The organism is Pseudoalteromonas sp. KG3, from assembly GCF_030436385.1.
GTDB classification, from domain to species: Bacteria; Pseudomonadota; Gammaproteobacteria; order Enterobacterales; family Alteromonadaceae; genus Pseudoalteromonas; species Pseudoalteromonas prydzensis.
In genome coordinates this window covers 1,406,620-1,422,170 of the sequence record NZ_CP098523.1, presented here as the reverse complement: position 1 = coordinate 1,422,170, position 15,551 = coordinate 1,406,620, and the positions used below count along the sequence as shown (strand labels likewise).

The following is a 15,551-nucleotide window of genomic DNA, read 5'->3' as shown; positions in this document are numbered from 1 at the left end:
ATGTCAGCACCCGCTAAAGTCCTGATTGTAGAAGATGAACTGAAATTGGCTAATTTAATGAGTGATTTTTTGTTAAGCCAACACTTTGAGACTCACCAAATTCACCGAGGGGATGAAGTACTCCCTTGGCTTAAAGAAAACCACCCGAGTGTAATTTTACTTGATGTCATGCTGCCTGGTGTAAGTGGAATCGAGCTTTGTAAAGCAATAAGACAGTTTTCAACTGTGCCTATTATGATAGTCTCGGCCAAAGTAGAAGAAATAGATCGGTTACTTGGATTAGAGTTAGGTGCTGATGATTATGTTTGTAAACCATTTAGTTATGCAGAAGTGGTTGCCCGAGTTAAGTCTTTACTGAGGCGAAGTGAACTTGCTCAACCGGAACAAAATTCAGATATGCATTTAGATGAAACGACCTATAGTGTTCATTTTAAGGGGCGTTCGGTTGAACTCACCAGTGTTGAGTTTCAGCTTTTTAAGCCGTTATTTGAAAAGCCAAATCGTATATTTAATCGTGAGAGCTTAATGAATAATATGTACGACGATCAGCGCATTGTTAGCTTTCGCACCATTGATAGCCATATTAAAAAATTACGTAAAAAATTGGATGAAGTGTGCGAGCAAGATAGCGTTATTCAATCTGTTTATGGTGTTGGTTATCGTTTTGTAAAACCCTAAACTTCCTTATTTCTTGCACATTGTTTGCGCTTTTTAAGAATACTCTTGTAATTAGTTACTTCACTAACTCTATTTTACAAGAGGTTGAGATATGAAATCGTTAACAGCAATCGCTTTACTAACAGCATTATGTGTTGGGTTTACAGCACATGTAGATGCCAAAGGCCGTGAGAACAAGCCACCACGTCCTGACTTTTCAAGCATTGATAGTGACTCAGATGGCGTGATTAGTTTTGCCGAATTTAGTGAACAAGAATTACCTCCCGGTGTTGACGATATCCAACTTATCTTTGATGAGATAGACACTGATAAAAATGGTGAGATTTCAGAGCAAGAACTTCAAAACCATAAACCACCACGTCGTCAAAGATAAGGAATAACCATGATCAATAGTATTTCATCAGGCGCTAATTTTGAGCCAATGCAACGCCAAAAAGCTGAGCCACTTACAAGTGAACAAACAAAGTTACTAAACGAAACGTTAGCTCAGTTTGACCCTGAGAACCTATCTTCAGCTGATGCACAGTCTATCGTTACAGCTTTTCAGGAAGCGGGGATCCAGCCAGGTCAAGAAATGCAAGAGCTGATGGCTGATGCTGGGTTTGATGCGGCTCAAGTGGGTGAAATGGGGCGTCCTGAAGGCGGCCGGCCACCTGGTCCACCGCCTCAAGGTGGTGTAGAGCAAGTTAATACTGAAGATGTTGTTAGTTATTTAGATGAACTACTTGAAAACTATTCTGAGCAACTAAATGACGAAGATAAAGAATCTATCCTAGCATCTGTACAAGAAAAGTTTGGCTTATCACAAAGCGACTCTCTGCTTTCTTTAAAAGTTTAAGCATCTTAAATTACCTGTGGATGGCTTTCATTCACAGGTTCACTTCATACTGCGACAATTTGTCACATTCTCAATATTCCTAAAATCTTTATCATAAGCGCCTATTTTTAAAATAAAAATTTTAATAGGTCATATTTATGAATAACCTCATGGCACTTTCTGCCATTTCACTTGCACTGATAAACTTTAACGTATTTGCTAATAAACAAAACGATAATATTGAACGCATAAATGTTACTGGATCGCACATTAAACGTACTGATTTTGAAAATGCCAGCCCAGTAACCGTAATAGATGCTGCGCAAATAGCGCAAACAGGTATCGTTAATGTTGAAGACTTATTACAGCGAATGTCATTTTCTGCTGGGGTTGCAGGTAATGCTACTAATGCCTATTGGACCAGCGGTGGTTATGGCACGGCTCAAGTTAACCTTCGTGGCATGGGGATCAAACGTACCTTAGTGCTACTCAATGGGCGACGTATAGTTAATGGCGGTACAGGGGCAAATAGTTCAGTTGATTTAAATATGATACCTACTTCAATTATTGAACGAGTCGAAGTACTTAAAGACGGTGCATCGGCTATTTATGGCGCTGATGCCGTTGCGGGGGTGGTTAACATCATTACCAAAACACAGCTAGATGGCGCCGAGTTTAGTGCTCAAATAGGCGCTGCCGATGATGGTGAAGGGCAAAGCCAAGAGCTGAGTTTTAATGTCGGTGGAGAGTTTGACCGAGGACACTTTGTTTTTAGCGCAAGTTACATAAATACCGAAGCGGTAAGGCAATCTGACCGTATTGATTGTGCTAAAAGCGAAACTGTAAATGCTGATGGCAGCAGCCAGTTAGAGTGTTTTGGTAGTGCGACAACCGCTGGTGGACGGGCATTATTAGCTGATGGTAGCAGTGTGCAGTTTAATCAAGATCCAAACGGTGATGGCAATAGTTATGAAGCATATGACTCAGCTAAACACGGCTTTAATTACATCGGTTACTTAAATGCCGTTAACCCAAGCGAACGTATTAACTTATCGACTAATTTTACCTATCAGCTTACTAGTAACATAAATCTATTTACTGAAGCACAATATAGCAATCGTCAATCGGAACAGATTGTAACGCCGCGTAGTATCAGCGGCATCATGGTGTCAAAAGACTTTCTATATAACCCAACAGGGCAAGACTTAGAAATAACACGACGTCGCAATGTTGAGCTTGGTGCGCCGTATTTTTTTCAAGAAACCAATACAGCCCGCATTGTTGTTGGACTCGATGGCACATTAAGTAATGATTGGAATTGGCAGTTAGCTTACAACTATGGCCGCAATACTGGCACTGATGGTTGGACTTTCGATCAAGACATAGCCAAAGTTGCTAATACGTTAGATGAAAATGTTTGTAGCTACGAAAACGGCGCAGCAATTCCGTGTGGTGATTGGTTTGGTGTCGACGAACTAACGCCAGAGGTGATTGATTATGTAAAATATCGCCGAGAAGGCAATGGTGGCAATGAATTAAGGTCGCTTACTTTCAATCTATCAGGCGATATTATTGAATTACCAGCAGGGGCTTTAGCTTTTGCTGCGGGGGTTGAAAAGCGTGATGAAAAAGGCTGGCGTAACCCGGATTCAACTGTACTTGCAAACGGTGGTGAAGATGCCATTGATGGCAGTTACTCCGTTACAGAAGGTTTTATTGAATTAGCAATTCCAGTACTGGAAAGCTTAGAAGCACAAGTGGCTACACGTTATTCAGATTACAGTACGTTTGGCAGTAAGATGACTTATAAACTCGGACTGACTTGGCAAGTGGTTGATAGTTTGATGTTACGTGGGGTTAAATCTACGGCGTTTAGAACACCGATGATCACGGAGCTATTTGGCGGCACAAATGCTGAAAACCTGCGTACGATAGACCCCTGTGAAGGCGCCACCGGTACTATTGCAGCAAACTGTTTAGCAGCAGGGCTACCTGCTGATTTTGTGCAAGATGGCACCACAATACGCACCTCAGTTGGCGGCAACCCCGATGTAAACCCTGAATCAGCAGATACCTTTACATTTGGCATGGTTTGGCAGCCAAATTTTGTTGAAGGGTTCTCTACAACCGTTGATTACTTTGATATAGAAGTGGAGGACGCAATTACCTCCGTTAATGGTTCAGATACTTTAAAGTTATGTTATACCGATCCTGAGCTTTACAGTGCATATTGCGACACATTTACGCGTCACCCAGTAACAGGGCAAGTTAACTCATTGAGTCAACGTCCTGTCAATGCGGCATTTGAAAAAGTCAGTGGGATTGATTTTAATACACGCTACAATACAGAGCTTTTTGGTTTAACTAGCCAGTTTGAACTTGATGCGACACGCTTACTTAAACATGAAAATACGCCGTTTGCAGGGCAAGATACGCAAAGTCTATTAGGTTATATCACCGAAGATCAGGGCAGTTATACCAAATGGCGAGCAAATTTAGGCTTGAGTGTAAAAGCGCAGTCATGGTCAGCCTATTATGCAATGCGCTATATTGGCACCGCTGATGATGTCAATGGTGGCGGTCCAATTGGGCGTTCAGTACCGAGTATTATTTATAATGATATTCAAGGCAGCTATTTTATTACGCAAAGTACGTCGTTATCTTTAGGGATTGATAATATATTCGACAAAAAAGCGCCGTTTTTAACATCATGGAATGACGCTAATACCGATGTCATGACCTATGACTTACTAGGTCGTCGTGGCTATTTAAAGCTCAATATTAACTTTTAATAAAAGTGCTACAGCATTAAACAATTACAGCCAGATGCAGTTGTGTGCATCTGGCTTTTTGTTAATTGATAACGGTTTTTATGGTACTACTGCCGTCTTCTTCAGTGAATTTAAAAACAAAGTCTTTCTTGTCGTCATTGTTTATATCGACTAACAGTATATCGCTATTGTTATCAGGGAGTTTATGCTTGATTTTTTTGCGTTTAGTGCTGAGTAAATCATCATCACCATAGTAGAGCGACAGTGTTTTACTGCCGCTTTTATAAATAGCGTCGAGTTTACCATCACCATTAATATCAGCTAAAAGCAAAGGCTTTAATGACGAGTTATTTGACATAGAAAGTGGCATTTCAACTTCAAAGTCGGCATTAGGTTCTTCGCTAAATGTGCCATCTGCAAGTTGTTTATGAACAGAAAATTCAACATCAACATCGGTATCACCGCCTCCCATGGCCATAGAAGCCAATGTGCCAAAGCCAAAGTCGATATTGAATCGTTGTAACTCCATTAAGCCATCGTTATTAAAGTCTTCGTCAAACTTTAAGTTACCTATCATACTTGTTTGTGGCAATGTACGCGCTTGTGTAGAAAATCCCCCGCCTGCAAGGCCCATATAAAGGTTGCGATGCACTGTCGCACTCATGGCATCCATGCCATCAGCATCAGGCATAATTTTGCTGATCAGATCTACAAAACCATCATTATTGATATCACGTATTAAGTCTATATAGTGATAATTGTCGTTTTCTGTTTTACCAAACTTTACAGGAAAGGTAATGTCAGTCACTTTATCTGCAAAGGTTGCGCCTTTAGTTAGTAATACGTTGGCTTGTTTATCATTGCTAAATACTAAGTCAGTGTGGCCATCTTGATTTATATCTATCACTTGGGGGGCAATACTAATATCGATATCTAACTTAAATTGTTTAGATCTAAAGTCACCTTGAAATTGCGCTTGCTTGGTAAATACGTGAGGGTGGAACTTACCTTGTTGATCCTGAAGATACAGCGTGTTTGTTTCAATATCAGGCAATAATATATCGCTCAGGCCATCATTGTTCGCGTCAATGACAAAGTTAACTTTAGTAAATTTGTCGACCTCCAATTGATTTAAAACAGACTCAAAACTAAACAGCAGTGTACTTTTACTCTGCTCGCTCAGATAGACGCCATCAGTGGCTAAAATAAGCGCTTGAGGGTTTAAAGTATTTGCAAGTGTCGCGGTATCAAAACCAATTAAATTAGATGGTAATGTCAGTATATGGTTTTGGTTTTTAGCTAAGTCTATTCTAGCGAGTTGAGGGATTTCATCATTATAAGCAAATACTATAGCTGAGTCTGTGGTGATCAACTCTTTAGTGGTTTTTATAGCTAGTTGCTGACTTGCTATCGCAAGGGGTGATAAAAGTAATACTGATGAGGCGAACAGTGACTTAAGCATAATAAGTTCCATTTAATCTTAATAGTCGATAATATTTGTAAATACATTATTAACAAAATGAATGGTTTTACAATCTTAGTTTTGTAAGCAAGTGTAATTTTAAATCATTTGAAAAATAAATAATAAGTGATAGCGCGTTAAGTATTAAACGCGCTTTTGATTGAAGCGATTAGATGTTTAATTACAAACTGTAACGTAGGCCTAGCTGCCAACTTACAGGTTCTCCATGTAAAACGTAGCCATCCCAAGACGAAATGCTATTGTAATAATGCTTATCTAGTAAGTTATTAATATTTAAGGAAATACTGATTTTATCATTTACTTCATAACGAGCCATAAGATTAATAAGCGTAACAGATGATTGCTCAATTCTATGTGCTTCACTTTGTCCATTTGGTAATGGTCTTTGTGGTGTCGCGTAGAAGCTATTTTGCCAATTAACTCCAACCCCAGCAGTAAAGCCAGCTAAATAATTATTAAAGTCGTATGTTGTATAAATATTTAATAATTTGTTCGGTTCATCCGTATCTAGTTGCTCACCTTCTTTAGACTGGGTTTTATGCTGAGAATAACCCGCACTCAAATTCCAGTCCTGGCTTATAGAGCCGGTAAATTCTACTTCAAAGCCTTTTGTTGTGTCGCCTTCGCCTCTTTGAACGTATGGACGGTTACCATTAGGGGTGAGGTATTTTTCAGAAAAATTAGGATCAGGCTCAGCAAGTCCATTTTCTACATTTTTATAAATGGCAGTAGCAAAATTAAGGGTGTCTTGGAGCAATTCACCTTTTACGCCTATTTCGTAACTTTCGCCAGTGCTTGGATCCAGCATTTTATCATTGGCATCAAAATAGGCTTGAGGTCTAAATGCCTCGGTGTAGCTGGTATATAGGCTATAGTGTTCATTTATATCAACAACCAGCCCAGCATAAGGCGTTACTTCATCTGTAACACTTTCTTGGTACTGCAATTTTTGAAACTCACCTGTGATGGCATCATAACGATCACTATGGTAATCCCAGCTGCTAATTCGAGCCCCCACGATAACTTTTACTAAATCATGTGGGTTGATGCGTACTGCGGCAAAACCGCCGTTTGATTTAGTGATACTAACATTCTGCTGAGCAAGATCTTTGAATGGGTAACGAGGTACATCGCCTGTCCATTCGTGAAAGTTGAGGTTTTGTAATGAAATTGTTGTTTGGTCGGCATCTTTGCCATAAGCAGTTCGTTCACGACTAAACTGGTTATAGCTCACAATTACTTCATGGGTGCGGTCAAATAATGATATTGGACCTTGTAAAGAAATATCAAATGTTGTTTGTTGATCTTTTGAACTGCTGATCACAGCGCTATAATCAAAACCCAAATCACTCGTTCCGTCGGGGTTTATGGGACTTTGTGGATACACGAAAAATAGCTCGCCACCTTGCATTTCAATGGTGTTATACGTAGCAATTGCATTTAGCTGCCAATCATTGTCAAAAGCGTGATCTATGCCTACAAAATAAGTGTATTCTTCTAACGGCCAACCACTCCATTTAGCCGTCATGCCAGTATCACCACGCTTACCATTGTAGCGACTCCCATCAGAGAAAAAATAAGGCTGAGAATGTGAATTTATTGCCCCTTGCGATGCTGTATCTGCATACTCAACACCTAAACGAAGTAAAGTGTAATCGGTTAAATCGGTTTCAACAGTGGTATAAATGGAGCTTTTCTGCTGCCCGTAACGTTCAATATATGAGTCTTTATCATAATGGGCTGCTATAAACCGAGCTCGAATCGTACCGTCATCTACTAGTGCACCAGATAGGTCAATATCACCGCGGTAATTATCCCAACGTCCTGCAGAAAACCCCAAATTAGCTTTAAAATCAGTGTTTGTAGCTCGTTTGCGAACTAAGTTTACTGTTGCTGTGGGATCACCTGCTCCGGTCAGTAAACCATTTGCACCTCGGACAATTTCAACACGTTCGTATGCCGCAGAATCACCACTTACATTTGGCCTTCTGCCACCAGGAAATTGCTGTACACCATCAATTTGGATTAAATTTACATTACCACCTCGCACAGAAAGCCGCGGTCTATCTAAGCTTGCTGATCGACGTGCGTAAAACCCTGTTGCGTGCTCAAGAATTTCGTCTATGTTTACAGTCTGCCAATCCTGCATCATTTGATTAGTGATCACGGTAACCGCTTGTGGAGTTTCTCGTTGTGAAAGAATCATCTTTAAGGCTGCTTTATTAGCTGATTCAGAGTAATCATTGATACTGGTGCCAGTAACGTAGATATGTTCAAGTTCTTGAACGCGATGTTTATCAAGTTCTTGAGGTGAGTTATTAGATTTGTTTAAACTCTGTTGAGCAGCAACACTATTAAATGTGGCTAAAATCATTACTAAACATATTGATAGTTTAAAGTGGAGGCAGGATTGAAGTTTTTTATGAGTGTACACAAAGCGTCCTTAATTGTAGTTGTTGAAAATGCAAGTCATTATCAATTAATGTTTTGTAACATTCAAGTCCCTAATTAAGGTTTTTATATAATGCTTGCTTTAACCCTTGGTTGAAGCTCGTTGTGAAAATCGCAACGAGCTGTATTTGAATTAATCTAAATCTGCTTTACTATGGCGTTCTGCCAACTGTTCCTCTTCAGGACCCCAGACGCGATTAACCTTTTTGCCGCGTTTTACTGCAGGGCGGCGTTCAACTTGTTTAGCCCAGCGAACCACATGGGTATAAGACTCAACATCTAAAAATTCTGCTGCATCATAAATATCCCCAAGTACCAGTGAGCCATACCAAGGCCAAATCGCAATATCTGCTATTGAATACTCACTGCCTGCCATATAGTCATGGTCGCTTAAATGGCGATTTAATACATCTAGTTGACGCTTCACTTCCATGGTGAAACGGTCAATAGGGTATTGCATTTTATAAGGAGCGTAAGCATAAAAATGACCAAAGCCACCGCCTAAATACGGAGCAGAACCCATTTGCCAAAATAACCAGTTACGGCATTCAGTTTTACTGGTGTGATCGCTTGGTACCAGAGCTGCAAACTTTTCAGCTAAGTACTGTAAAATGGCACCCGATTCAAACACGCGCGTAACTGGGTTAGTACTGTGATCCATTAATGCTGGAATTTTTGAATTAGGATTAACGCCGACAAAGCCTGAACCAAACTGGTCGCCATCAGCAATTTTAATTAAAAATGCGTCATACTCAGCTTCGGTAATGCCGAGCTCTAATAGCTCTTCCAGCATGATTGTGACTTTTTGGCCATTTGGGGTCGCTAAAGAATAAAGCTGAAGAGGATGTTTACCAACAGGTAAATCTTGTTGGTGGGTAGCACCTGAAATAGGCCTGTTTGTTTTAGCCCATTCACCGCCATTTTCTGCATCCCACTGCCACACGGCTGGTGGGGTATAGTTTTCGCTGTTACTCATCAAAACTCCTCAAACGTTGGTTACTTAAATCAAGGTATAGGTGTTATTACGAATAATCCATCCTAATTGATCATTAAGGCCAAGGGAAGCAAAGTTAAATTTCAATTCACGCATAGGCTGGCACAATGAATAAACATGGCTTGGCAATTGGCTTAGAGCGAAGCGATAACGACATTTATCTAACCCTTAAAATGCAAAGAACATTCACCCATCAAGACTATCAACGTTTACCGCTGATCAACACTGCATCTTGAGATGGTTTGGGTATATAATGCTTGAATTGCTAGCAACTGCCTCAATATAGTTACTACTCATTGCGGTGTTGTATTATTTTCAATGTAAGTTTGTTTTGTGATATTATCACATTTTCAGTATCGCATTATTTTTAAAATTTGGATTTGTCGTGGCGCAAGTAAGAGCTAGAGTCCAGCTTAATGTTGGCAAAAACAGTGATATACCCGCAGAGATCGTGTCATTCAGCGGTTTAAAAGATGGCCAAGAGCATGTAGCTTTGGTATTTAATAATGCGGATAGCGAGCAGTCTGTGCCGCTTATTCGCATGCATTCAGAGTGTTTAACCGGCGATGTTTTTCACTCATCACGGTGTGATTGTGGTGAACAACTTAACGAATGCATTGAGATGATGCATGAACAAGGTGGTATTTTACTTTATTTACGCCAAGAAGGGCGTGGTATTGGCTTGTATAACAAAATTGATGCCTATGTATTGCAGTCACAAGGTATGAATACCTACGAAGCAAATAATCATTTAGGTTTTGCTGATGACTTGCGTGATTTTTCTGACGCCGTATTGATGCTAGAAGCGATGGGGCTCACTCATGTAAAACTTATGACTAACAATCCTAAAAAACTAAATGCCCTAAAAGATGCGGGTATTGAAGTTGATTCAGTTATTGGCACGCATGCACATATCAAAGCCGGATTAGCGGGTAATAAAGCGTACCTAGAGACGAAAATTAAGCATGGTGCGCATATGTTAGATATAAAGAAGATTAAAAAACCTTAATTTTACGCGGTCGTCTATGTAATCCGATCCAACGCCGAGTTATACTCGGCGTGTTTTGTTGTTAATTTAAGAGCAAGTATGTCAATTGAATTACGAGTATTTAAGGCCGATGCTGGGCTGAAGTGGTTTAAAGCTGGGTGGCTTATTTTTAAAACTCAGCCTTTTACCTTTATTTTTATGCATTTATTTATCGGCATAATTGGTTTGCTGTCGCTATTTCTACCTTTTTTACAAATTATAGCCGCCTTAGCCACCCCGTTTTTAACCGCAGGGTTTTATCAAGCGGTGATCACTAAGCAGCAAGGTGGCAAAATTATGCTGGCGGATATCTTAAAGCCGTTTACGGCTAAGGGAAATCGCCTAGGGTTGTTGCGCTTAGCTCTGTATCAAATGGCGGCAGGTGTGTTAATGGCGTTATTGGCCGGAGGCTTATTTTCCGAAGCGATTGAGATAATGAGTAATCCAAATGTTGACCCTAACATTGCTTTACAGCGAGTGGTTGATAGTATTTCAATGGCAAACGTGGCACTGTTTTTAATTGCATTATCGCTGTATTTAACCGCTTTCTCTTATGCTGTGCCGTTAGTTTACTTTAATCAACAAAAACGTATTTTTGAGGTGCTAAAAAGCTCATTCATGGTGTTTTATCATAATATGGCACCACTGAGTGTATATGGCGCTATTGCAGCTGTATTGATGATGTTTTCAATGTTCTTATCATTCTTACCACTGTTGGTTTTAATGCCGATTTGTTACATTAGCTTTTTTGTTTCTTACCAAGCTATTTTTATGCCGGTTGTGCCGCCTGCTGATACTAAGCCTGTATCGCCGCAGCATAATGATGATAGCGGTCGTTTTGACGCATAATGGCTGATGAAATGGATGAAGCATTACAAAAAAAGTTAAAAAATTATGTGCTTTGGTTACTTGGTCGACAAGAGTATTCGCGCCGAGAGTTAACGCAAAAATTACAGCAAAAAGAGGCGACGCCGGAATTTATAGAGGTTCTATTAGATTGGTGCGAAGAGCACAATTTTATTAATGAGCAGCGCTATATTGAAGGGTTTGTACGTCGTCATATTGCTAAAAAACATGGCTTAAAACGTATACAAAGTGAAGCTATGGCGAAAAGGATTGACCGAACACTATTAGAAAGTGTCATTGAATCATTTGCAATAGATTGGTTTCAATTAGCGCAGGATGCGTATTTAAAGAAATATTCAAATTCACAGGACGACTTCGATCACAAAGAAAAAGCTAAGCGCGTGCGCTACTTAATGTATCGAGGGTTCAGTTACGAACAAATTGATTTTGCAATGCAAGCACAGTAAAAATGGGTGAGACGTTCACATGCAGCACATGACTACCGCACAGATCAGGCAACAGTTTTTAGACTTTTTTGCCTCTAAACAACACCAAATTGTTCCATCAAGCTCGCTTATTCCGGGTAACGATGCGACGTTATTATTTAATAACGCCGGCATGGTGCAATTTAAAGATGTATTTTTAGGCGCAGAAAGTCGCCCTTATAACCGCGCAACTAGCTCACAACGTTGTGTGCGTGCCGGTGGTAAGCATAACGATTTAGAAAACGTGGGCTATACGGCGCGTCACCATACATTTTTTGAAATGTTAGGTAACTTCAGCTTTGGTGATTACTTTAAGCAAGATGCGATTAAGTTTGCGTGGGAGTTCTTAACTGACGTAGTAAAGCTGCCTAAAGAAAAGCTTTTAGTGACGATTTACCATGATGATGAAGAAGCCTTTGGTTATTGGGCTAACGACATTGGTTTGCCTGAAGAGCGTATTATCCGTATTGCTACCTCTGATAACTTTTGGTCTATGGGTGATACTGGCCCGTGTGGCCCGTGTTCTGAAATCTTTTATGACCATGGCGAACATATTTGGGGTGGTCCTCCAGGCTCACCGGAAGAAGATGGCGACCGTTTCATTGAAATCTGGAATCTGGTATTTATGCAATACAACCGTCAAAGCGACGGTACAATGGAGCCGCTTCCTAAGCAGTCCGTTGATACGGGAATGGGTCTTGAGCGTATTGCCGCTATTTTACAAGGCGTGCATTCAAACTACGAAATCGATTTATTCCAAGGCTTAATTAAAGCGGCAGCAGAAATTACCCATGCTCAAGATATGGATGATAAGTCATTGCGCGTAGTGGCGGATCATATTCGTTCATGTGCGTTTTTAATCTCTGATGGGGTAATGCCATCAAATGAAGGTCGTGGCTATGTGCTACGTCGTATTATTCGTCGTGCTGTACGCCACGGTAATAAACTGGGCGCAAAAGGCTCGTTCTTCTATAAGTTAGTGGCTGCATTAATAGAGCAAATGGGTCAAGCGTATCCAGAGCTTGCCAAACAGCAAGAAATCATTGAAAAAGTACTTCGCATTGAAGAGGAGCAGTTTGGCAAAACTCTTGAACGCGGCTTAGCTATCTTGGAAGAAAGTTTAACGGATTTAACTGGCGATGTGATCCCAGGGGAATTGGTATTTAAGCTTTATGACACCTATGGTTTCCCGGCTGATTTAACCGCAGATGTTGCGCGTGAACGCTTTATGAGCATTGATGAAGAGGGTTTCCAACAATGCATGGCTGTGCAGCGTAAAACAGCACAGCAAGCGGGTAAATTCGGTGCAGATTACAATCAACAATTAAAATCTGAGAAACACACTGATTTTAAAGGTTATGACGCAACACATTATAGCGGCACTGTGATTGAAATGTTTGCCCAAGGCGAAGCTGTATCAGTACTAGAAGATGGCCAGCAAGGTATTGTTGTACTTGACCGTACGCCATTTTATGCCGAATCAGGTGGTCAAGTTGGCGACACTGGCACATTAACCGTAGCAGGTGGTGAGTTTACAGTTACTAACACCACTAAACTTGGTAATGCATTCGCGCACCACGGAACAGTAATGGGCCGCATTGGTGTAAATGATAAAGTGGAAGCGAGTATTGATGACGCGCGTCGTGACCGCGTTAAAAAGAATCACACAGCAACGCATATTCTTCACGAAGCACTGCGCCAATTATTGGGCGAGCATGTGTCGCAAAAAGGTTCACTCGTAGACCCTGAACGTTTACGTTTTGATTTTTCACACTTTGAAGCCGTAACTAAGGCTGAACTACGTGAAATTGAGCGCGTGGTTAATGACGAAATTCGTCGTAACTTTGCACTAAATACTGAACTGATGGCAATCGATGCCGCCAAAGAAAAAGGCGCTATGGCATTATTTGGTGAGAAATACGATGACGAAGTACGCGTAGTGACCATTGGTGATTACTCTATTGAGTTATGTGGTGGTACTCACGTAAATCGTGCTGGTGATATTGGTTTATTTAAAATCGTATCAGAGAGCGGTATTGCAGCCGGTGTACGCCGTATTGAAGCCGTAACAGGCGCAGATGCAATTGCCTACGTTAGCGAGCAAGAACAACACCTAAATGACGTTGCAGCACTTGTTAAAGGTGACAGCGCATCAGTACTTGAAAAAGTAACTGCATTACTTGAAAAGTCTAAAGGACTTGAAAAGCAAATCGCACAACTTAACGATAAACTAGCAAGTGCTGCGGGCGCTTCATTGCTTGATTCAGTGGTTGAAATCAATGGTGTTAAACTATTGGTTGCTAATGTTGAAGGTACAGAATCAAAAGCCTTACGTGGTATGGTTGATGATCTTAAAAACAAGATTGGCTCAGGTGTGATTGCTCTAGGCGTAGCCGATGGCGATAAAGTAAGCCTAATTGCCGGTGTAACTAAAGACTTAACTGGTAAAGTTAAAGCGGGTGAGCTGGTTAACTTTATGGCATCGCAAGTTGGCGGTAAAGGCGGTGGTCGCCCAGATATGGCCCAAGCCGGTGGCTCAGAGCCGCAAAACTTAAGCGCTGCGCTTGATAGTGTAACAGCTTGGTTAACTGAGCGTACTTAAGAGCTCAGTACGTAAAGTTGATTTAACACCTTGGGAGGCTCAATTGAGCCCCTAAGGGGTTTATCCTAAATCTGCTTTAACAGCTAAGTCACATCCTAAATTTATAGCTAAAACGGCATACCTTTCTAAATACACATTACCGCACCTTTTATTGCCAATTGACCTTTCCTACAATACGAAAAACTTGCCCTAGGTTATGAATTATCCTTTAGGGGCGCATCACTGCTATTTATATTGAAACTTTTTGCTGATCATAGCGTCCAAGTAGTTAAGATTAATCATAACTTTGAAAAATAGACTATGCTTTATAGTACCTATAAAGATTTTTAGCAGCGACTTGAAGTATTGAGGGTAAATCACCATTATATTAAGTGTAGAAAGATTTCTGGTGGTTACTCAGCAGGCTAAAATTTATTATAGCAGTGAGTACGAGATCACAACTTAGCGCTGCAAGTAGGTTTTATAGATTAACGTAAACAGCTATTGAATTAATATTTGATATTAAATTGTTCATTTGAATAGATGAAACAGACTTAAAATTGGCAATGGGCGCATTATAAAGAGTTTTTTTAACAGAAAATGAATCGATTTAGAGTTTTTACTTACTTTTAAGCTTTATTTTCTTTAAGATACAAACGCGGAATCTTTTAATTTATTGGAATACGGGAGCAAGAGAATGCTAATACTAACTCGTCGAGTAGGTGAAACCCTAATGATTGGTGACGAAGTAACTGTCACTGTACTAGGTGTTAAAGGAAATCAAGTACGTATTGGTGTTAACGCACCTAAAGACGTTTCAGTACACCGTGAAGAAATTTACATGCGTATTCAAGCTGAAAAGTCTAACCCGAACCCGGGCAATGCTTAATCAATTTAATTGATATGAAAGAGCCACTATTTAGTGGCTCTTTTTTTTATGTATTCAATCATCTCATCACTGAGTACGCTATTTGAAATATACTGCATACCGCGGCGGCTTTTTAAAATAATACCGCGAGGAGTAAAAATCACCTCATCGATATCTTGCCACGTTAGCTGGTAACTCTTATGTAGATTAACACTCTTAAAACCGTCTTCATCTATGGTTAAAGTAGCTTCTGATCCTGATGCACGACTGAGCATTTGTCGCGTTACCCACCAAGGCCTGCGATAATAAAATGCTACGCATTCAAGCACAGCCACCAAAATTAAAAAATTACCTAAATAATGCTTATTCATCGCATAGATTGCGATCAGTCCTAAACTTACCAACAATACTAACAATGCATATTTGGGTTTTGCTTGGGCACTATAGGGCAGTGACTCATCAAAACATTCATAGAAATAAGGTTTATCTAATGTATAAGTGGTGGAAAAAGGCATAATCAATTAATTCTGCAGGAACTATGTCGCCATTT

The 15,551-nt window shown here is 40.3% G+C and carries 14 protein-coding genes; 10 read left to right on the top strand and 4 right to left on the bottom strand.

Features of this window, described 5'->3' with window-relative positions; translation table 11 throughout:
• The 4 genes from NDQ71_RS06840 (at position 1) to NDQ71_RS06825 (ending at position 4,287) form a co-directional block, all read left to right on the top strand.
• A complete protein-coding gene (locus NDQ71_RS06840) occupies positions 1-678 on the top strand; it encodes a response regulator (protein WP_301562490.1) in 678 nt (225 codons plus the stop codon).
• 91 nt (positions 679-769) lie between these two features.
• Entirely contained in the window at positions 770-1,051 is a 282-nt protein-coding gene (locus NDQ71_RS06835; protein WP_301562489.1) for an EF-hand domain-containing protein, read from the top strand.
• 9 nt (positions 1,052-1,060) lie between these two features.
• A complete protein-coding gene (locus tag NDQ71_RS06830; RefSeq protein ID WP_301562488.1) occupies positions 1,061-1,516 on the top strand; it encodes a hypothetical protein in 456 nt (151 codons plus the stop codon).
• 137 nt (positions 1,517-1,653) lie between these two features.
• Positions 1,654-4,287 (top strand): TonB-dependent receptor, encoded by a 2,634-nt coding sequence (locus NDQ71_RS06825; protein WP_301562487.1) that lies wholly within the window; start codon positions 1,654-1,656, stop codon positions 4,285-4,287.
• A 61-nt stretch (positions 4,288-4,348) separates the two neighbouring features.
• Here the strand turns inward: NDQ71_RS06825 and NDQ71_RS06820 are convergent, their stop codons facing one another.
• The 3 genes from NDQ71_RS06820 to yghU all read right to left on the bottom strand — a co-directional run bounded on the left by NDQ71_RS06820 (position 4,349) and on the right by yghU (position 9,176).
• Positions 4,349-5,728 (bottom strand): VCBS repeat-containing protein, encoded by a 1,380-nt coding sequence (locus NDQ71_RS06820; RefSeq protein ID WP_301562486.1) that lies wholly within the window; start codon positions 5,726-5,728, stop codon positions 4,349-4,351.
• 181 nt (positions 5,729-5,909) lie between these two features.
• A complete protein-coding gene (locus NDQ71_RS06815) occupies positions 5,910-8,123 on the bottom strand; it encodes a TonB-dependent siderophore receptor (protein WP_301562485.1) in 2,214 nt (737 codons plus the stop codon).
• Between the two features lie 210 nt (positions 8,124-8,333).
• Positions 8,334-9,176 carry a glutathione-dependent disulfide-bond oxidoreductase gene (gene yghU / locus NDQ71_RS06810; protein WP_301562484.1) on the bottom strand — a complete coding sequence of 281 codons (843 nt, stop codon included), beginning with the start codon at positions 9,174-9,176 and terminating at the stop codon, positions 8,334-8,336.
• Positions 9,177-9,301: 125 nt separating this feature from the next.
• On the opposite strand from yghU, the gene NDQ71_RS06805 reads away from it, so the two are divergent.
• The 6 genes from NDQ71_RS06805 to csrA all read left to right on the top strand — a co-directional run bounded on the left by NDQ71_RS06805 (position 9,302) and on the right by csrA (position 15,022).
• Positions 9,302-9,430: a hypothetical protein gene (locus NDQ71_RS06805; RefSeq protein WP_263973426.1), complete on the top strand. Its 129-nt coding sequence runs from the start codon at positions 9,302-9,304 to the stop codon at positions 9,428-9,430.
• Between the two features lie 149 nt (positions 9,431-9,579).
• Positions 9,580-10,203 carry a GTP cyclohydrolase II gene (gene ribA, locus NDQ71_RS06800; RefSeq protein ID WP_064666454.1) on the top strand — a complete coding sequence of 208 codons (624 nt, stop codon included), beginning with the start codon at positions 9,580-9,582 and terminating at the stop codon, positions 10,201-10,203.
• 78 nt (positions 10,204-10,281) lie between these two features.
• Complete coding sequence (locus tag NDQ71_RS06795; RefSeq protein ID WP_301562483.1) at positions 10,282-11,070, top strand: BPSS1780 family membrane protein; 789 nt, start codon at positions 10,282-10,284, stop codon at positions 11,068-11,070.
• 11 nt (positions 11,071-11,081) lie between these two features.
• Positions 11,082-11,534 (top strand): regulatory protein RecX, encoded by a 453-nt coding sequence (locus NDQ71_RS06790; protein WP_301562658.1) that lies wholly within the window; start codon positions 11,082-11,084, stop codon positions 11,532-11,534.
• 19 nt (positions 11,535-11,553) lie between these two features.
• Positions 11,554-14,154 carry an alanine--tRNA ligase gene (gene alaS / locus NDQ71_RS06785; protein WP_064666456.1) on the top strand — a complete coding sequence of 867 codons (2,601 nt, stop codon included), beginning with the start codon at positions 11,554-11,556 and terminating at the stop codon, positions 14,152-14,154.
• Between the two features lie 676 nt (positions 14,155-14,830).
• On the top strand, positions 14,831-15,022 hold the full coding sequence (csrA, locus tag NDQ71_RS06780) for a carbon storage regulator CsrA (RefSeq protein ID WP_004587515.1): 192 nt from the start codon (positions 14,831-14,833) through the stop codon (positions 15,020-15,022).
• Positions 15,023-15,048: 26 nt separating this feature from the next.
• Here csrA and NDQ71_RS06775 read toward each other — a convergent pair whose 3' ends face one another.
• A complete protein-coding gene (locus tag NDQ71_RS06775; protein ID WP_064666457.1) occupies positions 15,049-15,516 on the bottom strand; it encodes a YcxB family protein in 468 nt (155 codons plus the stop codon).
• Positions 15,517-15,551: the final 35 nt, after the last annotated feature.